Source organism: Faecalibacterium sp. I4-3-84 (assembly GCF_023347255.1).
In the GTDB taxonomy this organism is placed as follows: Bacteria; Bacillota; Clostridia; order Oscillospirales; family Ruminococcaceae; genus Faecalibacterium; species Faecalibacterium taiwanense.
In genome coordinates this window covers 1,589,634-1,613,863 of sequence record NZ_CP094466.1, presented here as the reverse complement: position 1 = coordinate 1,613,863, position 24,230 = coordinate 1,589,634, and the positions used below count along the sequence as shown (strand labels likewise).

General features: G+C 58.3%; 22 protein-coding genes and 2 tRNA genes. 14 read left to right on the top strand and 10 right to left on the bottom strand.

Features of this window, described 5'->3' with window-relative positions; translation table 11 throughout:
* Nucleotides 1-197 precede the first annotated feature (197 nt).
* The 7 genes from MTP41_RS07985 (at nucleotide 198) to MTP41_RS07955 (ending at nucleotide 6,550) form a co-directional block, all read left to right on the top strand.
* Nucleotides 198-274 (top strand) — tRNA-Met (locus MTP41_RS07985).
* A 92-nt stretch (nucleotides 275-366) separates the two neighbouring features.
* Nucleotides 367-438, top strand: a tRNA-Glu gene (locus MTP41_RS07980).
* Nucleotides 439-1,755: 1,317 nt separating this feature from the next.
* Nucleotides 1,756-2,619, top strand: coding sequence for a branched-chain amino acid ABC transporter permease (locus MTP41_RS07975; RefSeq protein WP_005937151.1), 864 nt, complete (start codon nucleotides 1,756-1,758; stop codon nucleotides 2,617-2,619).
* A gap of 1 nt (nucleotide 2,620) precedes the next feature.
* A complete protein-coding gene (locus MTP41_RS07970) occupies nucleotides 2,621-3,676 on the top strand; it encodes a branched-chain amino acid ABC transporter permease (protein WP_249235273.1) in 1,056 nt (351 codons plus the stop codon).
* Nucleotides 3,677-3,678: 2 nt separating this feature from the next.
* A complete protein-coding gene (locus MTP41_RS07965) occupies nucleotides 3,679-4,428 on the top strand; it encodes an ABC transporter ATP-binding protein (protein WP_005937157.1) in 750 nt (249 codons plus the stop codon).
* Nucleotides 4,421-5,128: an ABC transporter ATP-binding protein gene (locus MTP41_RS07960; protein WP_005937160.1), complete on the top strand. Its 708-nt coding sequence runs from the start codon at nucleotides 4,421-4,423 to the stop codon at nucleotides 5,126-5,128. The genes MTP41_RS07965 and MTP41_RS07960 overlap by 8 nt, the downstream gene beginning before the upstream one ends.
* A gap of 99 nt (nucleotides 5,129-5,227) precedes the next feature.
* Nucleotides 5,228-6,550 carry an ABC transporter substrate-binding protein gene (locus MTP41_RS07955; RefSeq protein ID WP_249235272.1) on the top strand — a complete coding sequence of 441 codons (1,323 nt, stop codon included), beginning with the start codon at nucleotides 5,228-5,230 and terminating at the stop codon, nucleotides 6,548-6,550.
* A gap of 63 nt (nucleotides 6,551-6,613) precedes the next feature.
* On the opposite strand, the gene MTP41_RS07950 is transcribed toward MTP41_RS07955, so the two are convergent.
* Genes MTP41_RS07950 through MTP41_RS07930 form a run of 5 tightly spaced genes read right to left on the bottom strand, consistent with a single transcriptional unit; the run spans nucleotide 6,614 to nucleotide 10,164 of the window.
* A complete protein-coding gene (locus tag MTP41_RS07950) occupies nucleotides 6,614-7,270 on the bottom strand; it encodes an HAD family hydrolase (RefSeq protein ID WP_249235271.1) in 657 nt (218 codons plus the stop codon).
* A 21-nt stretch (nucleotides 7,271-7,291) separates the two neighbouring features.
* Nucleotides 7,292-8,644: a PH domain-containing protein gene (locus tag MTP41_RS07945; RefSeq protein ID WP_249235270.1), complete on the bottom strand. Its 1,353-nt coding sequence runs from the start codon at nucleotides 8,642-8,644 to the stop codon at nucleotides 7,292-7,294.
* Nucleotides 8,641-9,072, bottom strand: a complete 432-nt coding sequence (locus MTP41_RS07940) for a hypothetical protein (RefSeq protein WP_097774085.1) — start codon at nucleotides 9,070-9,072, stop codon at nucleotides 8,641-8,643. The genes MTP41_RS07945 and MTP41_RS07940 overlap by 4 nt, the downstream gene beginning before the upstream one ends.
* A complete protein-coding gene (locus MTP41_RS07935) occupies nucleotides 9,069-9,734 on the bottom strand; it encodes a potassium channel family protein (RefSeq protein ID WP_249235269.1) in 666 nt (221 codons plus the stop codon). Before MTP41_RS07935 ends, MTP41_RS07940 begins: the two co-directional genes overlap by 4 nt.
* Nucleotides 9,735-9,750: 16 nt before the next feature.
* On the bottom strand, nucleotides 9,751-10,164 hold the full coding sequence (locus tag MTP41_RS07930) for a potassium channel family protein (protein WP_097776768.1): 414 nt from the start codon (nucleotides 10,162-10,164) through the stop codon (nucleotides 9,751-9,753).
* Nucleotides 10,165-10,447: 283 nt separating this feature from the next.
* Between MTP41_RS07930 and MTP41_RS07925 the strand changes: the two genes are divergently transcribed.
* Both MTP41_RS07925 and MTP41_RS07920 read left to right on the top strand, forming a co-directional pair.
* The gene (locus MTP41_RS07925) at nucleotides 10,448-11,248 is read left to right on the top strand and encodes an undecaprenyl-diphosphate phosphatase (RefSeq protein ID WP_249235268.1); all 801 of its coding nucleotides are present in this window, start codon (nucleotides 10,448-10,450) and stop codon (nucleotides 11,246-11,248) included.
* Between the two features lie 680 nt (nucleotides 11,249-11,928).
* Complete coding sequence (locus tag MTP41_RS07920; protein ID WP_097774082.1) at nucleotides 11,929-13,053, top strand: DUF362 domain-containing protein; 1,125 nt, start codon at nucleotides 11,929-11,931, stop codon at nucleotides 13,051-13,053.
* A 78-nt stretch (nucleotides 13,054-13,131) separates the two neighbouring features.
* Here MTP41_RS07920 and MTP41_RS07915 read toward each other — a convergent pair whose 3' ends face one another.
* Complete coding sequence (locus tag MTP41_RS07915) at nucleotides 13,132-13,743, bottom strand: hypothetical protein (protein ID WP_249235267.1); 612 nt, start codon at nucleotides 13,741-13,743, stop codon at nucleotides 13,132-13,134.
* Between the two features lie 248 nt (nucleotides 13,744-13,991).
* Here MTP41_RS07915 and MTP41_RS07910 point away from each other — a divergent pair, with 248 nt between their 5' ends.
* Complete coding sequence (locus MTP41_RS07910; protein WP_249235266.1) at nucleotides 13,992-15,539, top strand: PTS transporter subunit EIIC; 1,548 nt, start codon at nucleotides 13,992-13,994, stop codon at nucleotides 15,537-15,539.
* Between the two features lie 275 nt (nucleotides 15,540-15,814).
* Entirely contained in the window at nucleotides 15,815-16,795 is a 981-nt protein-coding gene (gene gluQRS, locus MTP41_RS07905; RefSeq protein WP_249235265.1) for a tRNA glutamyl-Q(34) synthetase GluQRS, read from the top strand.
* 54 nt (nucleotides 16,796-16,849) lie between these two features.
* Here the strand turns inward: gluQRS and MTP41_RS07900 are convergent, their stop codons facing one another.
* The 3 genes from MTP41_RS07900 to MTP41_RS07890 all read right to left on the bottom strand — a co-directional run bounded on the left by MTP41_RS07900 (nucleotide 16,850) and on the right by MTP41_RS07890 (nucleotide 19,948).
* On the bottom strand, nucleotides 16,850-17,509 hold the full coding sequence (locus tag MTP41_RS07900) for a phosphatase PAP2 family protein (protein WP_118529211.1): 660 nt from the start codon (nucleotides 17,507-17,509) through the stop codon (nucleotides 16,850-16,852).
* A 183-nt stretch (nucleotides 17,510-17,692) separates the two neighbouring features.
* Nucleotides 17,693-19,060: an MATE family efflux transporter gene (locus MTP41_RS07895; RefSeq protein WP_118529212.1), complete on the bottom strand. Its 1,368-nt coding sequence runs from the start codon at nucleotides 19,058-19,060 to the stop codon at nucleotides 17,693-17,695.
* Between the two features lie 90 nt (nucleotides 19,061-19,150).
* Nucleotides 19,151-19,948 (bottom strand): hypothetical protein, encoded by a 798-nt coding sequence (locus MTP41_RS07890; protein ID WP_249235264.1) that lies wholly within the window; start codon nucleotides 19,946-19,948, stop codon nucleotides 19,151-19,153.
* A gap of 233 nt (nucleotides 19,949-20,181) precedes the next feature.
* Between MTP41_RS07890 and MTP41_RS07885 the strand changes: the two genes are divergently transcribed.
* Both MTP41_RS07885 and MTP41_RS07880 read left to right on the top strand, forming a co-directional pair.
* Nucleotides 20,182-21,837, top strand: coding sequence for a putative manganese-dependent inorganic diphosphatase (locus tag MTP41_RS07885; protein WP_097774076.1), 1,656 nt, complete (start codon nucleotides 20,182-20,184; stop codon nucleotides 21,835-21,837).
* 1 nt (nucleotide 21,838) lies between these two features.
* Nucleotides 21,839-22,171: an acylphosphatase gene (locus MTP41_RS07880; RefSeq protein ID WP_097774075.1), complete on the top strand. Its 333-nt coding sequence runs from the start codon at nucleotides 21,839-21,841 to the stop codon at nucleotides 22,169-22,171.
* Nucleotides 22,172-22,398: 227 nt separating this feature from the next.
* Here MTP41_RS07880 and MTP41_RS07875 read toward each other — a convergent pair whose 3' ends face one another.
* The gene (locus MTP41_RS07875) at nucleotides 22,399-23,070 is read right to left on the bottom strand and encodes a hypothetical protein (RefSeq protein WP_097774074.1); all 672 of its coding nucleotides are present in this window, start codon (nucleotides 23,068-23,070) and stop codon (nucleotides 22,399-22,401) included.
* A 437-nt stretch (nucleotides 23,071-23,507) separates the two neighbouring features.
* Here MTP41_RS07875 and MTP41_RS07870 point away from each other — a divergent pair, with 437 nt between their 5' ends.
* Complete coding sequence (locus MTP41_RS07870) at nucleotides 23,508-23,987, top strand: hypothetical protein (RefSeq protein WP_249235263.1); 480 nt, start codon at nucleotides 23,508-23,510, stop codon at nucleotides 23,985-23,987.
* Nucleotides 23,988-24,230: the final 243 nt, after the last annotated feature.

Genomic DNA, 24,230 nt, shown 5'->3' with positions numbered 1-24,230 from the left:
TGACCGACTTTTCCACAAGGTTCGGATAAATGGTTGAAAAATCCCGCTTTCTATTCAATGGAAAGCGGGATTTTTACGTATCTCCGTTTGTATTTTGGACGACACGAAAAATATGATTTTTTTAAAAATATGTGTTGACAAAAGGGGTATCTGTGGGTATAATAATAGAGCACTGTTCAAGTGCACAAACAATATGTGGCGGTATAGCTCAGTTGGCTAGAGCATTCGGTTCATACCCGAAGTGTCACCGGTTCAAATCCAGTTACCGCTACCACTTTTACAGAGTTTCGCTAAGGTTAGGGGGACGGTCGTCTGCAGTAGTGGACGATGGAAGTCGGAGGTTTTAGCGAAGCTCTGTATTTCTAAGGCCCGTTGGTCAAGCGGTTAAGACACGGCCCTTTCACGGCTGTAACATGGGTTCGATTCCCGTACGGGTCATAAAAACGCCTTTGCGCATTGCGCAAGGGCGTTTTTAATTTGACCCGCACGGGAATCGAACAGCACGGCCCTGCGCAGCAGGGTAAGCAATCAGCCCAGTGGGCTGTTGCTTAGTGCGCGGGTCCCAACGGCTAGGAATGTCTAATGTGGTAGCTGCCGCTGCATTCGCTCGGGGGATTTTTAATTTGACCCGTACGGGAATCGAACAGGGCGGCGGTGCGCAGCACCGCAACCAAAGCCCCAGTGGGGCTTTGGTTAGCCCGCGGGTCCCAACGGCTAGGAATGTCTAATGTGGTGGCTGTTTCATGCAACCCGTACGAGGAATCGAAGGAACACGGCCGCCCGCAGGCGGCAAAAAAGAGCCCAGTGGGCTCTTTTTTAGTGCCCCGGGTTGCGGCTCCCAGCATCCGCGCGTGCCTTGGGCGGCACTTGCGTCTTGCTGGCCGCTGCCCCAACAACTCCTCCCTGCATCGGCCACTGGCTGCGGTCGTCGTTGTTGCAAGTCCCATCCTGTAGGAATGTCTAATGTGGTAGCTGTTTCATGCAACCCGTACGAGGAATCAAAGGAACACGGCCGCCCGCAGGCGGCAAAAAAGAGCCCAGTGGGCTCTTTTTTAGTGTTTGGGTCCCATCCTGTAGGAATGTCTAATGTGGTTGCTGCCGCTGCAATGCGCAAGGGCGTTTTTAATTTGACCCGTACGGGAATTGCAGCTGAGCTGACCGCCGCCAGCGAGCAAAGACTTCCCCCGGTCGGGGGAAGATGTCGCATAGCGACAAAAAGGGGAGTACAGGAAAGCGAAGCTGGGGCCGTGGTCAGCGGGATGCGAACGCCGCTCCAAGGCGTGAAGCATACGCTGGGAACCACAACCCGGGACAGGGCGGCGGTGCGCCTTCATCTTGAATACCACATGCCATTTTATGGATAAAAAGCCCGGCAGGGGAACACGTTCAGGTGCTCTTCTGCCGGGTTTTTCTGCATTTTCCGTAAATTTCTGGCCTGAAATAGTAACAAAATTATGTCAATGAGACATCAATCCTCCATTTTTAACTGCGAAAATTGGCTTGCACACCAAAAACTCTGGAATATTCTAGCACTTTCCATATAAATTCATGACAAAGTTTGGTAGAAATAATATCTTGTATACAGGCTGCACTTACGTTACGATACAGATGATATTTCAATTGTACGAGCAGAAGGGAGGAAATGGAGTCCACAAGGGCAATTTTCAATCACGAGTACGGGCCGGTGGCGGATGCAGCGTGCAGTTTTTGCAGCATCTGTTCCCATCGCCTGATGCTTAGAACGGGAGGATGTCAATGGAAGTCTTTTTGCAAGCACTGGTAAACGGGATCCTGCTGGGCGGTTTCTACTCCCTGATGGGTATGGGCCAGAACATCATTTTCGGTGTTATGAACATCGTCAACTTCTGCCACGGCGAAATGTTGATGGTGGGCATGTACATTACCTATGTTCTGTATACCTACTTTGGGGTGGACCCCTATGTAGCCCTTCCCATCGTTGCAGTGCTCATGTTCGGGCTGGGCGCGCTGATCCAGTCCACTCTGATCACCCCTTCGCTCAAGACCAAGAGCTTTACGAACCTGCTGTTCCTCACCGTCGGTCTGGGCCTGCTGCTCACCAACGGCGCTCTGGTCATCTTTGGTTCCACCTATTATAAGATCATTACCCCTTATTCGCAGACCTATATCCCGCTTGGCCCGGTCACCATTGCACTGCCGCGTCTGGTCAGCTTCCTGATCCTGATCGTGGTCGCCATTGCACTGTTTGCCTTCCTCAAGTATTCCACCACCGGCAAGCAGATCCGCGCCGTATCCCAGAACCCCATTGGTGCTGAGGTCGTGGGCATCAACGTCAAGAAAATTTACATCCTGACCTATGGTCTGGGCGTTGCTCTGGCCGGTATCGCCGGCTCTCTGCTGACCCAGTTCTACACCATCTATCCCACCGCAGGCGCAAGCTTCGGTTTCCGCGCACTGATCGTCGTGGTCGTGGGCGGTCTGGGCTCCATCCCCGGCGCATTCTTCGCCGGTATTTTCCTGGGCCTGCTGGAGCAGATGAGTGCATTGTTCATCAGCCCGTCCTACAGTGATATGATCGTGTTCGTCACCTTCATCATCATTCTGGTCGTGCGTCAGGTCATGATTCTGAGGAGGCGATAAGATGGATACCAGAAAAGCAGTTAAAACCTATCACCGCAATCTGGCGATCGTTCTGGCTATCATCGTCGCCATCTTCGCAGCGATCCCGCTGGTCGTGGATAAACCTTACATCATCAACATTTTCGTTCTTACCTTCTATATGTCCACCCTGTCCATGGCATGGAACATTCTGGGCGGCATCACCGGCCAGAACTCGCTGGGTCTGGCCGCTTACATGGGTCTGGGTGCCTATGTGTGCTGTCTGGTGGTCACAAAGACGGGCATGAACCCCTGGGTGGCCGCTGTGCTGGATATGCTCGTTGTGGGCGTTGTGGCCGGAGTCATCTTCTTCCCCAGCCTGATCCTGCGCGGCCCCTACTTCACGCTGGTGTCCATCGCGTTTGCCGAGTCCATCCGTCAGTTCATCATCAACTCGGAGTTCTTCGGCCGCGCATCCGGTGTGGGCCTGCCCTTCGGCAAGGACTCCTTTGCGCAGTTCCGCTTTACCAGCAAGGTGCCGTACTACTACATCGGCTTCATCATGATGGTGGGCGTTTATCTCATCATGAAGAAGATCGGTCGCTCCAAGCTGGGCTTTGCGCTGCGCACCATCCGCGAGGATGAGGACGCAGCCGCCGCTATCGGCATCAACCCCACCAAGTACAAGGTCATTGCCGTTGTCATTTCGGCTATCATTGCCGGTCTGGTCGGCTTCTTCTATGTCAGCTACATCCGCTACATCGACCCCGATGTTATGATCCAGTCCAAGTCCACTGAGATCGTGCTGCCCGCAGTCGTGGGCGGCGCTGCCTACATCGAAGGCCCGCTGATCGGCGGCCTCATCATGATCCCGCTGAGCGAACTGCTGCGTGCAAACTTTGCCGCCATCCTGCCCGGCATCAACATGCTGATGTACGCCATCGTGCTGATCGTGGTCATCCGCTTCCGTCCGTCCGGTATTCTGGGCTGGTACATGAACTCGAAGGTCAAGACCTTCATCGATGAAAAGATCCTCAAAAAGCCGTCTCTGGACGTGCTGGAAGAGTATGAGCTGATGGCAGACAAGGGAGGGAAGTAATCATGGCAGAAAAGCCTATTATTGAAGTCCAGGGCCTGACCAAGCGGTTCAAGGGTCTGACCGCCGTGCATGATGTTTCTTTCTCGGTGGAGAAAGGCTCCATCACCGGCATGATCGGCCCCAACGGTGCTGGTAAATCCACCACCTTCAACATGATCTGCGGCTACTACCCGCCCACCGAAGGCAAGATCTTCTACAATGGTGAGGACATCACCAACAAAAAGGCGTATGAGTACACCAACATGAAGATCGCCCGCACCTTCCAGATCATGAAGCCTCTGAAGAACCTGAGCGTTCTGGATAACGTCACCGCCGCCGCCTACTTCGGCCACGCCGGTGCAAAGAGCGAAAAAGAGGCCAAGGAGCGCGCCATGGAGGTGCTGCACTTCACCGGCCTGTACGAAAAGCGTCATGTGATCTCCAAGGACATGGGCACGCCGGACCAGAAGCGTCTGGAGATGGCCCGCGCTCTGGCCACCAAGCCCGAAGTGCTGTTTCTGGACGAGAACATGGCAGGCTTGAACCCGGCTGAGACCGAAGAGGCCATCCAGCTGATCCGCAAGATCAACGAGTCCGGTGTCACCATCCTGCTCATCGAGCACATCATGAAGGCGGTCGTGAGCCTGTGCGAGAAGGTCATCGTCCTTCACCACGGCGAAAAGATCGCTGAGGGCACGCCCGAGCAGGTCATGAACGATCCTTACGTCATGGAGGTGTACCTGGGCACCAAAAAGGAGGGCGCAAGTGCTTAAAGTTGAAGGTCTGAACGCCGGTTACGGCTCTGTGAACATCCTGTGGGACATCGGCTTTGAGGTGAAGGATGGCGAGATCGTTGCCATCCTTGGCTCCAACGGTGCCGGTAAGACCACCATGGTGCGCACCATCACAGGCATGGTCAAGGCCAGCTCCGGCAAGGTGGAGTTCAACGGGGAGGACCTCTCCGGCAAAAGCTCCCGCGTTATTCTGGACAGCGGCATCGTGCAGGTGCCGGAAGGCCGTCAGCTCTTTACCGAGATGACCGTGCTGGAAAATCTGGAACTGGGTGCATTCAATAAGGAGACCAAGGCGCATTTTGCAGAAAATCTGGAAAAGTGCTATAACTGGTTCCCCAAACTGCGCGAGCGCGCAAAGCAGGCTGCCGGCACCCTGTCCGGCGGCGAGCAGCAGATGGTGGCCGTGGCCCGTGCGTTGATCGGTATGCCCAAGCTGCTGATCCTGGACGAGCCCAGTCTGGGCCTTGCTCCCAACATCGTGGACGACATTCTGGAAGTGGCCAAGACCATGGTGAAGAATGACGGCATCTCGGTTCTGCTGGTGGAGCAGGATATCACCAAAGCCCTTGCAGCGGCTGACCGCGGCTATGTCATTGAGAACGGCCGCGTGGCGCTGGAAGGCACCGCCGCCGAGCTCTCGGCAAACGAGCACGTCAAGAAGGCGTACCTCGGCATCTGATTTTGGAAACTGGATGTCCGGCGGGCACTACTTCACACGGTGCGGCGGGGCATCTCGGATTAACAAGCTGTTTTTTACAAACAGAATTGGAGGACAATTATGAAAAAGATCTCTCGTAGAAGCTTCCTGAAGGCATCCGCTGTTCTGGGCAGCGCAGCTGCTCTGACCGCCTGCGGCGGCTCTTCCGCTTCCACCAGCACTGCAGCATCTACCAGCGCCGCAGCATCCGGCAGCACTGCAGCAGCCAGCGGTGATACCATCAAGATCGGCACCATCTACGCAATGTCCGGCGGCAACGCAGCCATCGGCGAGAACATCCTGCGCGGCATCGATTTTGCAGTGGACGAGATCAACAAGGCAGGCGGCGTGAACGGCCAGATGCTGGAAGTCGTCCGCGGCGACCACGCAGGCGACGCAGCTACCGGTAAGTCTGAGGCAGAGCGCCTGATCACTCAGGAAGGTGTCAACGTCATTATGGGCTGCCACATGTCCGTTGTTACCGAGGTCGTGGCTCAGGTCTGCCAGCAGTACGGCATCCCCATGATCACCGCTATCTCCACGCTGGACCGTCTGACCGACGAGGACCACAAGGACTACGATTACTTCTTCCGTCTGTGCCCGCTGAACTCCGTCTACGTGGAAGATATGCTGAAGTATCTGCAGGACTCCAAGGAGCAGACCGGCAACGAGATCAAGAAGGTCGCCATCTTCACCGATAAGGCTGCCATCGGTCAGGAGCTGATCCGCTGCGTCAACCTGTTCGCACCCGATTACGGTCTGGATGTTGTGGCCGAAGTGGACTACAGCTCCAACGCTACCGACCTGTCCTCTCAGGTCCTGGCTCTGAAGCAGGCTGATCCCGATGCCATCCTGTGCGACTCCTACATCGGCGACGCTACTCTGTTCGTCCAGACCCTGAAGGAGCAGAACTACAAGCCCAAGATGATCGTTGCCAAGGCCAACGGCTTCACCGATCCTTCCTTCATCCCGAACCTGGGCGCATCCGCAAACGGCGTGGCTTCTGTTGTCGAGTTCAACCCCGACCTGACCAACGGCGTGGAGATCAACGAGGACTTCAAGAAGGTCTACAATGTCAACATGAACGGTCACTCTGCTGAGTCCTACACCGTTGTGTGGCTGTTCAAGACCGCCATCGAGAAGGCCGGCTCCACCGACGGCGCCGCTGTCCGCGACGCTCTGGCAGAGCTGTCCATCGACGGTGCATTCGAGGGCGGCCGCAAGATCGTTCTGCCCTACTCCAAGATCGAGTTCGCTCCCGAGTACGAGATCGGCGGCGCAAAGCACTACCGTGACAACACCTACGCTTCTGTTGCTATCGCACAGGTGCAGGATCAGGAGTGGAAGACCGTCTGGCCCTTCGAGTTCGCTTCCTCCAAGATCCAGGAAGTCACTCTGGGCTGATAAAGTTACCCCAAAGAACACAAAAGGCGAGCCGTCCAATGGGCGGCTCGCCTTTTTGCGTCTTCAGTTGTTTTTGATATAAGTAAAAATATCCTCCGGCACCGCTGCCAGTGCATCCGCACCGGCAGCGGTCAGTTCTGCGCGGCCCCGGAAGCCCCACAGCGCGCCCATGGCGGGCAGTCCGGCATTGTGTCCGGTGAGGATGTCCACATCGCTGTCGCCCACAAAAAGGGTGGCAGAGCGGTCTGCACCGATCTCGTCCATCAGCGCATACAGCCCGGCGGGGTTCGGTTTGGTGGGCACGCCGGGCCTGCTGCCGCGCACAGCGGCAAAGCGGCCTGTGCCGAAATAGTGGGCGATGATCTTGCCGCAGAGCGGGTCGGCCTTGTTGGAGAACACTGCGCACTGGATGCCCTGTGCTCGCAGCTCGTCCAGCAGCTCCGGGATGCCGGGATAGGGGGCCGTCTTGTCCTCCTTGTGGGCGTCGTACCGGGCAGTGAACTCGGCCAGCGTGGCCGCCAGCTGCTCCGGTGTGCGGGCATTTTCCGGCGAGAAGCGCTCCACCAGCTTCGGGATGCCGTTGCCCACCATGTGCTTGAACTGTTCCACCGTAAAGGTGGGCCAGCCGTGCTGTGCACACACCCAGTTTCCCGCATCGGCAAGGTCGTCGATGGTGTTCAGAAGGGTGCCGTCCAGATCGAATAATACAGTTTTTATCACAGAAAAAGACTCCTTACAGTTTCAGAAAAGCAAAAAAGGCAATTCGATGCACTTTACGCTGCGCACCCTGCACTTCACCCCGCCCGGAAAGGTGAGGGTGAGGTTCGTGCGGTGCACCGCCGCGGCCCATGGCGACTGCATGGCCGTCAGGGCCGGAACAGGGCAGAGCACGCAGATGTCGTGCAGATGGAAGCCGTGCTGCCAGCGCAGGGTCAGGCGGCCGTTTTGCAGCCAGATGCCCTCTTTGCGCCAGCCGTTGTACGCACCCACCAGCAGGGCGGCAAACACAGCGGTGACCACCAGCAGCGGCACCGTGAGGGCGGGCAGGGTGTAGCGGGATACCGCTGTCAGCAGCAGGCACAGCCCGCAGGGAATGCCGGCAGGCAGAAAAAACGCCGGGATGCTGCGGCCTGCGGTGTCCACCGGGGCTTTTGGCGGCAGGGCAAAGCCGGGCAGCAGCTCCTGTAGAAAAGGGCCGTCCTCCCGCCAGACCAGCAACGGGATCTCTGGCTGGAAGCTGCCTGCTGTAACGAACACCGGGCAGCAGCCCAGCGCCCATGTGGCAGGCGAGCGGCGCAGGTCCGCATAGCTCAGATGTTCCAGCGCAAGGCGCATCTCATACCGGCGCACAAAGCCGCCCCTGCTGCCAAGGTGACTCTCGGTGCGCCACACGGTGTAATGGGCCGCATGGGCCGCACTGCGCACAAGGCTGGCGCAGAACAGCACACCGCCCAGCACCAGCAGCCATGCTGTGCCCATGGGCAGCCAGCGCGCCGCCCACGCCGCAATGCGGTTCAGGTGGGCAAAGGCCGCCGTCTGGGCATCCGGCGCATAGGGCCTGCTCTGTTTGATGGCCAGCGCCAGCAAAGCAAGGGTGGAAAGGCCGTTGGCACCCAGCACCGCAAAGGCCAGCTTTTCGCCGCCGCGCGGGGTGTGGGCCACAGCATCCCGGCGCGGCATCATGCGGTCAGCTAAAAACTGCGCGTCCTGCGCGCTCAAAAGCAAGGTCAGGGTGCGCTTCTGCCCGGCAGGATACAGCACCACCCGGCTGGCACCGGCCAGCCGGTAGAGCAGGGGCCGCTCGATGGTGAGCGCTGCCAGCTGGCTGGCTTTCAGGCAGCGGTCCAGCCGCACGCCCAGCCGCCAGCGCACCCGCAGGGTTCCCTGTGCATCCACCCGCCAGCGGCTTGTATGGAGCACGGCAGCACTCACGGCAGCGATCACCGCCAGCAGCACTGCGCCCTGCACCAGAGCCGTGCGCAGCGCCGCCCAGTTGCGGGCAAACAGCACCTGCAAAAGCGGCAGCAGATACAGCAGGATGGTCTTGCGCAGAAAATGCAGCACCGCAAACGGGTGGAAGCCGCGTTCGGTCATGGCGTTTCCTCCATCAGCACAGCGGCAAGGGCCTGCGCCTGCAGGGCATCCACGCCCGGCAGGAACAGCTGTACGCCCGGGCCGTGCACCACCAGCACGCTGCACCCGGCCAGCCACAGAAGCGGCGTGCGCAGGGTCCACACGCCAGTCACGGCCCGGCGGGGCAGCTGCCGTGTGATGGGAACGGCGATACCGGCCCGCACGGCAGTGTTCCGGGCGGTGAGCACTGCGGTAAAGCTGCAGGCTCTTGCCCACGCGGCGAACACAAGGCACGCCCACAGGGCACAGAAAATACACCCGGCAAACAGGCTCTGCCAGAACACAAAAGGCGCGCAGAACACGCCGGGAACAGCGGCCCAGACGCACAGCACGGCCCGGCCCTTGGGCGGGATGATCAGCGCCGTGCGCAGCAGGTCACGTTCGGTCATTTGCCGGAAAGGCCCCAGGCATCCATCAGCAGGTGCAGGGTGTCATCCTGCGTCAGGCAGAGGATGCGGTCCCACGGCAGTAAGGTGGTGTTGCCGTGGGGGATGATGAACTCCGCATCGCGGGTGATGCACACCAGAATGACATCGCCCGGCATGGGGATGTCCTTGACCGCCTGCCCTGCAAACTTGAAGTTCTCCGGCAGCAAAATTTCGTTCAGGCTGGCAGTGCCGCCGCCCAGCGACAGCAGCTGGCGGATGGTATCCGTCTCGATCTCGCGCTCAAGGATGTGGCTCAGGTTGTCGGTGCCGCACACTACGGTGTCCACGCCTAAGGTGTGCAGCAGCTCGCGGTTCTTGGGGTTGGAGGCCCGGGCCACAGTGCGGTTCACGCCAAACTCCCGCTTTGCGATCTGGCAGGCCACAAGGTTGTTCTCGTCCGCACCGGTCACGGCCACAAAGGCATCGCAGTTGGCAACGTCGGCCGTGCGCATGGTGTCAAAGCTGATGGCATCGCCGCAGATCACCGGGATATCCAGCGAATCGGCCAGCGAACGGCACAGCATTTCCTGCGGTTCAATGATGGTCACTTTGTGGCGGTGGGCCAGCAGGCTCTGGGCCAGATACATGCCCACCTTGCCGCCGCCTGCGATACAAACTTTCATATGCTTCCCTCACTTTTTACTTTGCCAGTGCGCGGAACACCGATTGCTCGGTGAGCACCGTGGGGCAGATGGTGTCGATCTCGTAAGCCTTGTGGTACAGCACCTGCAGGTGCGGGTCGGACACGCGGCAGATCACCTTCTCACGGCGGAAGATGCTTTTTGCGATCTGTGCCGCCATCAGGTTTACCGAGTCGTCCTCGCTCACAGCGGCCACGGCATCGCAGTTGTCAATGCCGCCCTGCCGCAGGGTATCCGGGTCGGTGGGGTCGCCCACCAGAGCCGTGCCGCCAAAGCTGTAGTCGTCAAAGGCATCCAGACGCTTGAGCTGTTCGGGATCCTTTTCAATCAGCGAGATATCATGGCCGATGCGTTCCAGATCGCGGATGAGGGAAGCACCCACCTGGTCGCAGCCGATCACCAGAATATTCATATGGATTCACCTCGTTGTAGAATAGTTCAACAAAAATACCAAGGGTGTTTAAACGCTGCTTTGATTTGCGGATAAAATAGAAGGAAAAGGGTCTTTGCATCAGTATAACACATTTCCCAGCGCAGTAACAGCCTGCAGGGCAAAAGTGGCGGCGGGCGTAAAAATTTTCGCATTCTGCGTGCGTGCAGAGACATAGTATGGTATACTGGAAGAAAATAAGTTACTGTGCCTTTGTGCACAAGGAGGGGTACTTACGTTTTTTGAGATCATCAAAGCCATCCTGATGGGCATTGTGGAGGGCATTACCGAGTGGCTTCCCATTTCGTCCACCGGTCATATGATCCTGCTGGAACAGATCATCAAATTCAACGCAAGCGAAGAGTTCATGTCCATGTTCCGTGTGGTCATCCAGCTGGGTGCCATCATGGCCGTGGTGGTGCTGTTCTGGGGCAAGCTGTGGCCCTTTGGCATAAAGCAGGGCAGAGTCATTTCCAAGCCCAGCGTGTGGAGCCTGTGGTTCAAGGTGGTAGCGGCCACGATCCCGGTGCTCATCATCAGCCCGCTGGACGACTGGATGGAAGCTCACTTCTACAATTACATCACTGTTGCCGCGATGCTCATTCTGTACGGCGCGCTGTTCTTTGTTGTGGAGAACCGCCGCGCCGCGCCGCACGTGAGCCGGCTGGAGCAGATCACCTACCGCGATGCCATCATCATTGGCCTGTGGCAGTGTCTGGCCATCATTCCGGGCACCTCCCGCTCCGGTGCCACCATCGTGGGCGGCCTGCTGCTGGGCCTGTCCCGCGCCTGTGTGGCAGAGTTCACCTTCTATCTGGCCATCCCGGTCATGGCGGGCGCATCCCTGCTCAAGGTGGTCAAGTTCGTTGTCGGCGGTTCTGTGATGACCGGCACCGAGGTGGCTGTGCTGGCAGTGGGCTGTGTGGTGGCCTTTGGCATGAGCCTTGCCGCCATCCGCTTCCTGATGGATTACGTCAAGCGCCACGATTTCAAGTTCTTTGGTGCCTACCGCATCGTGCTGGGCATCATCGTGCTGGCAGTGGCGGCTGCGACGGCAATCTTCTGATTTAGAATGCTTCCCGCACAGAGCGTAGTCGCGTGTTTAAGGTTTCATGCCTTTTGCAAGATGCATCGCCGCCGGGGATGTTCTCTTTTGCGTGCCAAAAGAGAACCAGAAAGGACGGCGGTGCCCGCAGGGCATGAAAGCCCCAGTGGGGCTTTTAAGCCGCAGACCGGTTTGCAAAGCAAATGCCGCGTGTTCAGCGCGGCAAGGTCACAGCGATTTCAACGCGCTGGATCCATGAAAAAGGGGCTGCTCGCCCCTAGTGACCCCAAAGCTGTTGGGCTCCATACAAAAAATCCAAGCCGCTCCGCTAAAGGATTTTTTGTGTTCCGCCGATTTTGAGTCGCTTGCGCGACGCGCCGTGCGGGCAAGTTTGTGCTCCGTCTGCTGCGCGAACGCTTCCGTAGGGAGCCGGCGCTGCACGATGCCGCTGACTGCTACGACTCTTTCCTGTGAAAATAGAAAGCCGGAAATCCGCAGATTTCCGGCTTTCTTTACTTATGAAATAATAGTTCCGCTAAATATGGCCAGAGCGATCAGCGGAGGCCATTTTGATCGTGGGACACAGAGGTGTGCCCACCGCCCTTTACGACTGCACTTTTTCTTTGCAAAAAGATGTGCTATACTACAAAACAAGAGAGTATGCGGCAGCGTGCCGCGCAAACAAAATGGAGGAAACTGCTATGGAAGCATCCAAGGTCTATTATACAGATTTCCGCTGTCCCGTGGGCACCAGCCTGCTGGACAAGCTGCGCCGCGTGTGCATTGCTGCCGGGATTAAGGATATTGATATGGATGGCAAGTTCGTTGCCATCAAGATGCATTTCGGTGAGCTGGGCAATCTGGCATTCCTGCGCCCCAACTACGCCAAGGTGGTGGCCGATCTGTGCAAGGAGCAGGGCGGTCTGCCGTTTCTGACCGACTGCAACACCCTGTATCCGGGCAGCCGCAAGAACGCACTGGAGCACCTCACCTGTGCCCAGCTGAACGGTTTCTGGCCCATGACCACCGGCTGTCAGGTCATCATTGCGGACGGCCTGCGCGGCACCGATGAGGCAGAGGTGCCGGTGCCGAACGGCGAATACTGCAAGACGGCAAAGATCGGCCGCGCCATCATGGACGCAGATATCTTTATCAGCCTGACCCATTTCAAGGGCCACGAATCCACCGGCTTCGGCGGTACTCTCAAGAACATCGGCATGGGCTGCGGCTCCCGCGCAGGCAAGATGATACAGCACGCCGCCGGACACCCGGAGGTGCAGCAGAGCCTGTGCCGCGGCTGCCACCGCTGCGCCAAGGAGTGCGGCTCCGATGCCATCACCTACGATGCAAACAACAAGGCCGTCATCGACCAGACCAAGTGCAAGGGCTGCGGCCGCTGCATCGGTGCCTGCAACTTTGACGCTATCTATTCCCAGTGCGACAGCGCCAATGAGATGCTGGACCGCAAAATGGCCGAGTACGCGGCTGCCGTATGCGCAGGCCGTCCCTGCTTCCATGTTTCTCTGGTGCAGGACATCAGCCCCAACTGCGACTGCCACTGCGAGAACGATGCACCCATCCTGCCGGATATCGGCATCTTTGCATCCTTTGATCCGGTGGCGCTGGATCAGGCCTGCGCCGATGCCTGCCTGAATGCACAGCCGCTGCCGAACAGCCAGCTGGGCCAGAACCTTGCAAAGCCCGGCTGGAACTGCCACCACGACAACTTCAAGGATTCCAACCCCAATATCGAGTGGAAGGCCACGCTGGATCAGGCCGAGAAGATCGGCATGGGCACCCGCCAGTATGTGCTGAAGAAGGTCTGATGCCGCAGGCGGCCCCGGCCTTTTCCGCAAAAACAAAAAGAAGCTGACCAGCCCGGTCAGCTTCTTTTTATGTTGGGTTCACTGGCCCGCTGCGGGCACGCAGTCGTCCAGCACGGTCTGCAGGGCCTGCCAGTTCTTCAGGGTGCAGCCGGGCAGGGTGTCCGGGTCAAGGCCGGCATCCTCAATGCGGCCAGCCATGCTGTCCTTGTCGCTCAAAAGGCTCAGCGCGTCCGGCTCGATCATCGTCCAGGCCTCGGCAAAGCTTTCCTGCTCATCAGCGTCCAGCGTGTCGTACCAGCTGTAGAAAGCTTCCTGCACGGCTTCCGGGGTGCGGGAGGCAAGGCGGGCGTTTTCTGCCCACTGCAGCAGGGATGCCGCTGCGATCACCGATTTGAGCGAGCAGCCGGAAACACCCGGCCCCCAGCCCAGACAAGGCTCAAAGGCGGCAGCGGTGCCGGTGATGGAGAAGATGGAGTTCTCGTCAAAATCGCCGGGGTTCAGGCCGGAGGTGTCGGCCCGGGTGGTGGAATCAGGCAGGTCCTCGCCGGAAGCAGCGGAGCTTGCAGAACTGCTGGCAGAGCCTGGCGCTTCGGAACTGCTGGCGGTTGAGCCGCCGCAGCCTGCCAGAATGCTGCAGGCCAGCGCTGCGCAGAGCAGCAGCGAGAGGATGCGGGTATATCTCAATTTCATAGTAATGTCCTCCTTGAGCGGTGCCGCAGCCGGGCCGCAGCACTTCAAAACGATACACCCTAAGTATACGTTCTGCCGCGGCGGTTGTCAATCGGACAGCGCAGAACGAATTTCAAGCGGGAAATATGCACCCTGCACAAAGAAGGGATGTATTTTTGGGAACTTTGCATTCTTGACATTTTTTGCAAAAATCGGTTGACTACAAGTATAGTGTCTGCCCACGTCAGCCGGAAAGGAGGGAAACGCCCATGAAGCACCGCATCACAGCCGCATTGGAGCGGTTCTCCCGCGCAATGCTGGCACCGCTGAGCTATCTTTCGGCGGCGGGCCTGCTGCTGGTGGTGGGCGCACTGCTCACCAGTGCGCCGCTGGCCGGGGTGCTGCCCTTTCTGCGGTGGGAGCCGGTGCAGCTGGCGGGCAGGATCATTTACAAATGCCTCACGGCGGTCATTTCAAATCTGAGCGTGCTGTTCTGCACCGGTCTTGCGGCGGCGCTGGCAAAGCGGGAAAAGCATCAGGCGGCGTTCATCGCCCTGATGAGCTATCTTGTCTACCTGACAGCGGGCAATGTAACGCTGACCGAGTTGGGCCTGCTGGCGCAGCCGGATGCGCTTACCGGCCTGTACAGCGCAGGCCAGACCATGGTGCTGGGCATCCAGACTGTGGATACCGGCGTGTTCGGCGGCATTCTGCTGGGCCTGCTCACCGCCTTTGTGTATGACCGCACCTGCGAAAAAGCCCACCGCGGCATTCTGGGCGGTGTGTTCTCCGGTGTGCGGTGGTCCTTTGCCTGCATGGCGGCACTGGCGGCGGTGCTGGGCTTTGGGGCCTGCTTTGTCTGGCCGCCTGTCCAGAAGGCCATTGCGGCCGTCACCGGCTTCATTGCCGCTTCCGGCAATATCGGGTTGTTTTTGTACGGCTTTCTGGAACGGCTGCTCATCCCTACAGGGCTGCATCATCTGGTGTATATGCCGTTCCAGTTCTCGCAGCTGGGCGGTCAGCTCACGGTGGGCAGCATCACCTATACCGGTGCCTATGTGGTCACGATGACCGAATATAACCTCGGCCTGCCGTTTTCGGATGGCATCGTGTGGATGTACACCGGCTTTACCAAGACCTTCGGCTACTTTGGCATTGCGGCGGCATTCATCTTCTGTGCCCAGCGGGGCAGCCGCAAAAAGACTGCTCTTCAGCTGCTGCCGCTGGCCTTTACGGCATCGCTGGCTTCCATTACGGAGCCGCTGGATTTTCTGTTCTGCTTCTCGGCACCGGTTTTGTGGCTGGCGCACGCAGCCATCTCCGGCAGCTTCATCGTGCTGCTGCACCTGTGCGGAGTCACGGCGTTTACCTCGAACCTTCTGGGGTCGCTTGTGATGAACCTTTCCGCTGGTGCGGCCCGCACGAACTACCCGGTGCTGTATCTGCTGGGCCTTGCCCAGATCGCGGTGTATTTTGTGGTGTTCACTGTGCTCATCAAGGCGCTGGACCTGCCCACACCGGGCCGCCGCCCGGAAGAGCCGTCCTGGCCGGAAAAGGCCCTGCCGCTGGACGAGCAGGGAGTAGAAAAGCTCATTGCAGCCTTTGGCGGGCGGGAGAACATCCGCACGGTGGATAACTGCTTTACCCGCCTGCGTGTCACGGTGAACGACCCGGCCTTCGTCAAGGAGCAGGCCCTGAAAGCCCTGCCCTGCAGCGGTGTGGTGCAAAGCGGCTGCGATGTGCAGATCGTGTACGGCATCCGCGCGCCGGAGGTGCGGCAGGCGGTGGAGCGGCGGCTTGGCCGGGTGGTCTGTTGACCTTTGGCGGACGGGCAACTATAATAGGGAAAAAGCGGCTTCCTGTGCAGAGCGAAAGGATTTTTTGTGTTCCACCGATCTATAGTCGCTGCGCGACGGCGATAAGCCGACAGCAGCAACATGCCGTTTCCCGTTACGACTTTTCCCGTGAAAAAGTAACTCCGAAACGACCGCAGTCGTTTCGGAGTTACAAATTTAAAAATAATATTTCCGCTGATATTGCCAAAGCGAACGCGTCGGCAATTTTAAATCGTCCGGCGGCTGAAAGGATACACATGCAAGAACAAGCAGTTTTTACGCAAAAAACAGAGCCTGTACCGCCAATCGGCCGCTTTGCACCCAGCCCCAGCGGGCGGCTGCATCTTGGCAATCTGGCTTGCAGCCTGCTGGCGTGGCTCAGCGCAAAAAGTCAGGGCGGGCGCATCGTGCTGCGCATTGAGGATCTGGATGCCGAGCGCTGCCCGCGCATCTATGCTGACCTGCTGGAACAGGATCTGGACTGGCTGGGCCTTGCGTGGGACGAGGGCGGCAGCACCGGCGGGCCGAACGGCCCCTATTACCAGAGTGAGTGCGCGGAGATCTACACCGCAAGCTACAAAAAGCTGGAAGAGCGCGGCCTTGTGTACCCGTGTTTTTGCTCCCGCGCCCAGCTGCACGCGGCCAGTGCGCCCCATACCTCGGACGGCAACGTGGTCTATCCGGGCACCTGCCGCAGCCTGACCGCTGCCGAAATTGAGGAAAAACGCAAAAAGAAGGCCCCTGCCTACCGTCTGATGGTGCCGGACGAGGACATCACATTTGTGGATGGCTGCATGGGCCTGCACACCGAAAATCTTTTGCACGACTGCGGTGACTTCTACCTGCGCCGGGCGGATGGCGTGTTCGCCTATCAGTTGGCCGTGGTGGTGGACGATGCCCGCATGGGCGTTACCGAAGTGGTGCGCGGTGCAGACCTGCTTTCGTCCACGGCACGGCAGCTGTATTTGTACCGCCTGCTGGGCCTGCAGGCACCGGGGTTTGCCCACTGCCCGCTGCTGCTGGCCCCAGATGGGCGGCGGCTCTCCAAGCGCGACGGCGACCAGAGTCTGGAAAACCTGCGGGAAAAGTATACCGCGCAGGAGATCGTGGGCAAGCTTGCCTACGCCTACGGCCTGCAGCCGGAGCCTGCGCCCCGCACACCGGAAAGCCTGATCAAGGACTTTTCCTGGGCAAAGGTGCCAAAGCAGGATGTCTGCCTGCCGGAGGATCTGTTCTGAACAAAAAAAGATGCGCTGTCCCCCGATGACAGCGCATTTCTTTTTTATAGAGATTCAGATGCGGCGCATCTGCGGCAGATCGTTGGTGTCCATCATACGGCTGAACGCGGTATCCAGTGCCAGCGCCAGCAAAGCGCCCAGCGCTGCATCGATGCAGCTGTGCTGCTTGAGCAGCATGGTGGAGCATACGATGGAGATGCACAGCACATCAGCGGCCGGGCGCATCCAGCGGAACCGGGGCTGCTCAAAGATGCGGCAGCGGTGATAGGCCAGCATCAGCGTGACCGAGTTGAACACATGGATGGACGGGCAGACATTGATGGGTGTGTCGGTGCTGTACAGGAACCGCACCGCACGGGCGAAGATGTCTGTGCCCGGCACATAGCAGGGGCGCAGATTCAGCCCGGTGGGCAGGATCACGTAGCAGGCCAGCGCAATGGTCATACCGCTGAACAGCGGCATACACAGCCGCCAGAAGTCCTCCCGGGGTGCCTTCCACAGAAGGAAGAACAGGGTGAACGGGATCCACGGAAACCATGCAAAATAGGGGATGGCCGCATATTTGCAGAAGGGAATCAGATCGTCCAGCCGGCAGTGCACGAGGATGTGCGGCATATGGATCTGGGTGTTCAGGAAATTGAATGCGGAAAGATAAAGTATGAGATACAGCGCCATGAAGCAAATCGGATGGCGCGAAAACCAACTGCGTTTCATTGAAAAAGCCTCCTTTTTGCAGAAGTGAAAGCTCTTAGCACTGTGAAATTATACGCCGGGAATGTGACAAAAACAAGAACGAAAGCAGACAACATTGCTGAAAAACAAATAAATTATTTGTGCGTATTGCGTAAAAAAGAGCCTGCCTTCGCGGCAGGCTCTTATAAAATGCAGAGGAAAGATTCAGATGACCTGCTGTTCCAGCCACTTGCCGCGCAGGAAGCGTACAAAGAAGCACAGGGAGCGGAACGCCCAGTCCAGATACATGCCCATCCAGATGGCCAGCAGGCCGCCGTGGAAGGCCAGCACACACAGGTAGCAGAAGCCCACCCGGAAGGCCCACATGGACACGATGCTCACGGTCATGGTAAAGCGGGCATCGCCTGCCGCACGCAGGATGTTGGGCATGGTAAAGCTGGAAGGCCAGATGAACAGCGAAACGATGTTGAACCACACCATCACTTCCAGCGCCATGGCGTAGGCTTCCGGCGAGAGGTTGAACAGGCCCAGTGCAAATTTGTTGGCAAACAGGAAGGCCGAAAGGTTCATGAACCATGCGCCGCAGTAGGCAAACAGCATCAGGCGGCGGGAGTAATACACGGCCTGATCTTTTTCGCCTGCGCCAAGGCACTGGCCCACCACGGTCAGCGCAGCCATGCCCACGGCGTTGGCCGGGATGTTCAAAAAGGTGGTGGTGGTGTTTGCCACGGCGTTGGCCGCAATGGCGGCGGTGCCAAGGGTGGAGGTCAGGCTGGAAACGGACAGCTTGCCGATCTGGAACATGCCGTTTTCAATACCGGCAGGGATGCCCACCCGCAGGATCTGCTGGATGAGCCGTGCCTTCGGGGCAAGGGCCTGCAGGCCGTCCACCCGCAGCGGGCAGGCGGGCCGCTGCAGCAGGTACAGCACAGCCACGCAGGCAATGGCGCGGGACACAAGGCTGGCCAGTGCGGCACCCATCACGCCCATTTTGAAGCCGTAGATCAGCACGGCGTTGCCGCCAATGTTCACCACATTCATTACAAGGCTGGACATCATGCTGATCTTGCTGTTGCCCTGCGCCCGGAACAGGGCCGCACCGGCGTTGTACAGGCCGATGAAGGGGTAGCTCAGGGCCGAGAGCAGAAAGTAGGTCTCGGCATAGCGCATCACGTCCACGTCGATGGAGCCGAAGATGCCGCGCAGGATGGCATGGCGGCCCGCCACCACAACGGCGGCCACCAGCAGGCTGAAGCTGGACAGGATGAACAGGATCTGCGCCGCTGCATTCTTGGCATCCTTTGGCTCCTGCCGGCCGATGTACTGGCTGGTGACCACCGCGCCGCCGGTGGCAAGGGCGCTCATGATCTGGATCATCAGGGTGTTGAAGCTGTCCACAAGGCTCACGCCGGAAACAGCGGCTTCCCCCACCGAGGAGACCATCAGCGTGTCGGCCAGACCGATGGTCACGCTGAGCGCCTGCTCTGCAATCAGCGGCAGCAGCAGGGCAATGAGCTGCTGCCGGGTGAACAGCGGCGGCTTATGGAACGCGGGCGTTTTGGTTGCTGTCATAGGTTCCTCCGTAACGGTGACAAGATGCACTTGGATACATGACCTATATCATACAGCAGAACGCGCAGAATTACAAGAGAAAATCTTCTGTCAGGAAAATTCCTGACTGGGGGTCAGGCTGGTGCCGTAATATACGATATAATCATACGGGACGGTCGGCCCGAACACCGTCTTGTCTGGGTACTTCCTCAGCATGTCCGCTTTCAGGTCGGCCGGGGTCTCGGGCACACCGGCGCAGAGCGTATCGGAGCACACGGCATTCCAGAGGCCCGCAGAGAACGAGGTGCAGTTGTAAATGGCCGACCAGTGGTCTGCGTTGGCCAATGCCAGATTTACCGTGTCCAGCTGGCTCTGGTCCAGTGAGACCTGAATGCCGTAAAGATTCTGATAGTAAGAAGCGTTCAGGTAATATTTGTAGTATCCCTCCAGATTGTACCAGATGCCGGAATGCTCGCAGCGGTTGCCACGGGTGCTTACGGTGATGGACGTATCCGGCGCAATGAGCAGTCCGCCCACATTGATATCCTGCTCCGAGACATTGGTGATGGTGAGGAAGCTGTGTCCGCTGGTGTTGAGGGGAACATCGCCGTGGTCATCGGCGCGGGCAAAAAGCCGCAGCACCGCAACGGCTCCCTCGGCAGGGGCATCACCGTAGGCCTGCGCAGGGGACTTGTGGTCTGCCTGCGCAAAGTGGTACGGCCCGCCAAAGTTGGTGGTAAAGCCAACGACATTGCGCATCAGGTCGGCAGAACCGGTGACGTCTGTTACCACCTTATCCTCTTTTGAGGCGGGCTGTGCGGCCTTGGGTTCCTGTGCGTAGGCGGGCAGGGCGCACAGGCAGGCCAGCAGCACGCAGCAGGAGAGGATGCGGAAAAAATGTTTTTTCATAGATGCCTCCATTTGTGCTTTTTTTCAGGTAAAGCTTACTGTTTTTTGCAGGGTCTGTCAAGGACTGCGGCAGGCGGAAAAGCCGCGCCGCAGCGTGTTTGTTCCACTTTACCCGTGCAGGCAATTGTGATAAAATAAACCTGAGGTGCACCGTGCTTTGCAGGAGAGGAGAGTGCACTGTGGTAAATGAGATAAGAAATAAAAGGTAAATCAGAACCCAAAGGGGGAACAATATGCCAAAAGCAGCCCATAAGGTGGTCGTGATCGGCCACCGCAACCCGGATACCGATTCCATCTGCTCGGCCATTGCCTATGCAGAGTTGAAAAACAAGACCAGTGATCTGGTCTGTGAGCCCCGCCGTGCAGGCAAAATGAATCAGGAGACCGAGTTCGTGCTCAAAAAGTTCGGGGTAAAGCCCCCGCGTATGTGCACGGACGTGAACCCGAAGATCCGCGATGTGGACTACCGCGAGATGCCCGGCATCCCCGGCTCCACCAGCCTGCGCAAGGCGTGGGAGATCATGCGCGACAAGCAGATCGACACCCTGCCGGTCACCAGCCCGGACAACGAGCTGGAGGGCGTGATCACGGTCAAGGACATTGCCACCGCCAACATGGACGTGTTCGACACCGGCATCCTGGCCAAGAGCCAGACCACCTACCGCAATATTTTGGAAACGCTGGGCGGCACCATGGTGGTGGGCCGCGAGGACGACGTGTGCACCACCGGCCACATCCGCATCGGCACCGCCACGCCCGAAATGCTGGAAAATACCGTGGAAAAAGGCGACATCGTCATCCTGACCAACCGCTACGAAAGCCAGCTGTGTGCCATCGAGAAGGAAGCGTCGCTGCTCATCATCTGCAACGGCTCCAAGGTGGGCCGCACCATCCAGCGCATTGCCGAGGAAATGGGCGTGGCCATCATGTCGGCCCCGGTGGACACCTACGCCGCCGGTAAGCTGATCAGCCAGTGCGCTCCCATCTCCTACTATATGACCCGCAGCGACATCATGAAGTTCACCCTCGTCACCCCGGTGGCAGACGTCACCCGCGTGATGGCCAAGGTGCGCCACCGCTATTTCCCCATCCTCGACGAGGACGGCAAATACTGCGGCATGGTCAGCCGCCGCAACATCATCAATCTGCAAAAACGCCGCATCATCCTGGTGGACCACAACGAGGCCACGCAGGCCGTGGAGGGCTTCGATCAGGCCGAGATCCTGGAGATCATCGACCACCACCGCATCGGCAGTCTGGAGACCAGCGGCCCGGTGTACTTCCGCAACCAGCCGGTGGGCTGCACGGCCACCATCATCACCCAGATGTACGACGAGAACGGTATGGAGATCCCGCCGCAGATCGCAGGCCTTCTGCTGGCGGCCATCCTTTCGGATACGCTGGTGTTCCGCAGCCCCACCTGCACCCCGCTGGATGAGGCCCTTGCAAAGCGTCTGGCAAAAATTGCCGGTGTGGACATTGACGAGTTTGCCAGCGAGATGTTTGAAGCAGGCGAAAAGCTGGACGGCAAGACCGCCGAGGAGGTGTTCCTGCAGGACTTCAAGGTGTTCATGTGCGGCGATATCCGCTTTGGCGTGGCGCAGGGCAGCTACATGACCCGCAAGAACCTGCTTGCCGCCGAAGCGCTGCTGCAGCCCTATCTGGAAGAAGCCCGCAACAAGCAGAACGTGGAGGATATCTACATGCTGCTCACCGACGTGCCCAAGGAGGAGAGCGTGGTCATCAGCGATGGCCGCTATGCTTCCGAGGTGCTCTCGGACGGCTTTGAGACCCAGCCTGCCGAGGACGGCAGCTTTACCCTGCCCGGTGTGGTGAGCCGCAAAAAGCAGTTCATCCCGGCGCTGATGACCGCCTATCAGGAGCTGTAAGATGTTTGATTTTCTGCATAAAAAAGCACAGGATGCCACGCCGCCCGCCCTGCCGGAAGGCACTGTGCGCCGCCGCTATTCCATTGAAGGGCAGGTGCAGGGGGTGGGCTTCCGCTACCGCGCCCGCTATGCGGCCCAGACGTTGGAACTGACCGGCTGGGTGGAGAACGAGGACGACGGCAGCGTGACGCTGGAAGTGCAGGGCGACCCGGAAAAGTTCCTGCGGCTGTTCGCCATGATCCAGAAAAGCGATTATATCCAGATCACCGGCATCCGCCAGAAGGATCTGCCGCCCGACCCATGGGAGCGGGGCTTCTCGGTAAAAGGGTATTGATGCGAGACCCTCTCAGTCAAAGCCTGTCGGCTTTGCCAGCTCCCCCGAGGGGGGAGCTTTTTGACATTTTTTGGCAAGCACTGCCTCTCGGGAAGAGGATCTTGAATGATCCCCGCTTATAAAGCTCGCCCTTCGGGAGAGCTGTCGAGCAAAGCGAGACTGAGAGGGTTCGTACAAACAAAAAAGCTGACGCGAAAGCGTCAGCTTTTTTGCTCTTTCTAAATTTATCAACCTGCCGTTTTCAGCGGGGAATTGTCTGTCCAGATGGTGCCGTCCAGCAGCCGGGTCACAGCCAGAGTGCCGTTTGCGGAAACACGGGCCGGGTCCAGCGCGTAGAAATCGCTCTCCTTCAGGTTCGCGGGGTCTGCATCCGCACGGATGCCCACCACACAGACCCAGTGGCCATACGCAGCGCTGGTGGCGATATGGGGGTAGTTCACCTCGTTCCAGCCGGAACTGGTCAGGTGGTATTCATAGCTGGAGGTGCGGTTCGTGTGCCGTTTTACACCGCTCACCGCAGTGTTTTTCAGATGCACGATCACCGGCTTCCCGGCGGAAAGCTCGGTGTAAAGCTTCTGCAGGCACTCGGACAGGCTGCCGGAATAACCGTAGTAGCCGCCCGCAGACCAGACCGCACCGTTTGACCACATGCCGCTGCCGGAGGAAACTTTTCCATCCAGAATGGTGCGTGCATAGCGCAAGGCGTACCAGCTGCATTTGCCGGAGGTCTGGTTGCCGATGGAAAGGATCTGGCTGGTGTTGAAGTCTAGCATCCGGATGCCGTGCGTTTCCTGCAGGGCAGCTGCGTGTGCGTGGGGAACGGCCAGAGCCAGCACAAGGCACAGCGCCAGAACTGCCGCCGCCAGCCGCTGTGCCGCGCGGGCGGGACAGTGTTGCATATTAAGCCACATCCTTTGTTTTTTCTACGACCTTATTTTACCATGCAAAAATGGTAGAATTGTGTAAAATCGTAATTTTTTGAAAGGATTCTGAAAGATGGATCAAGATGGATCGGAACACAACATCTGTTCAAACCGGGAAGGACTGTGCCCCGGAAAAGAACCGCATGGAGCTTCCGGCTGGAAGAAGATTTTCCAGCACGGTAAAGAACCTTTGCGAAATAAGGACAGTGTATCTCAATACTGCAACAAAAAAGCCGCTGTTTCATTGATTTTGAACGAAAATGTTTCGGAAACTTTATGCATCTTCTCGATTGACAAAACCAACTGCTGTCGGATATAATCAGGCCAGAACGACACCCGTTCTGTAGTGCGAAAACACAGCACTGAAATGAGACAAATCAACAAAATCTTGAAATGACAGGAGGCGCTTTACAATGAAAAAGCTGAAGAAATTTGCTGCCCTGCTTCTGGTGGGTGTGATGGCTCTGGCCCTGCTGACGGCCTGCGGCGGTGGCGGCAGCCCAACCGAAGAGCAGAAAGTACTGGCCCAGATCAGTCAGGAGAAGAGCGTCCAGGTGACCAATGACGCAGAGCTCCGCGCAGTGGCTGAAAGGAACTTGAACGATGATCGCAAGGATCTTGATGCTAAGTTCAAGTTCCTCGGATATGCAGGAGCGTTCAATTTCCATACGGATAGGTTGGAAGGTGATCTGGTCATCACCATCACCGCCCGATATGACTATAAGGACACTCTCCTGAGCTATGTGCTGGATAAGATCTCTCATCACGTTGACACTGATCATAATGCCAGCGTAGAGCAGGACGGCAACTGGTCGAATATAGGCGTTGTGGTCAAGAGCAACAACGAGCAGAGCTACATTGGTATTTCCATCCGCATCAAGGGCAAAAAGTAAAAAATTCCTCACCCTTTCTCCCCGGAGCGTGGCTGCAAGGCCGCCCTTCGGGGCTTTTTTGCGTTTGAACCCTCTCAGTCACGCCTTACGGCGTGCCAGCTCCCCCAAAGGGGGGAGCTTTTAGGCATCTGACGGTTTGCAGCAAATAAGCTCCCCCTCTCGGGGGAGCTGGCATCGCGCAGCGATGACTGAGAGGGTTGCCTCCCTCACTGAGGGAGGTGGCAAACCCACAGGGTTTGACGG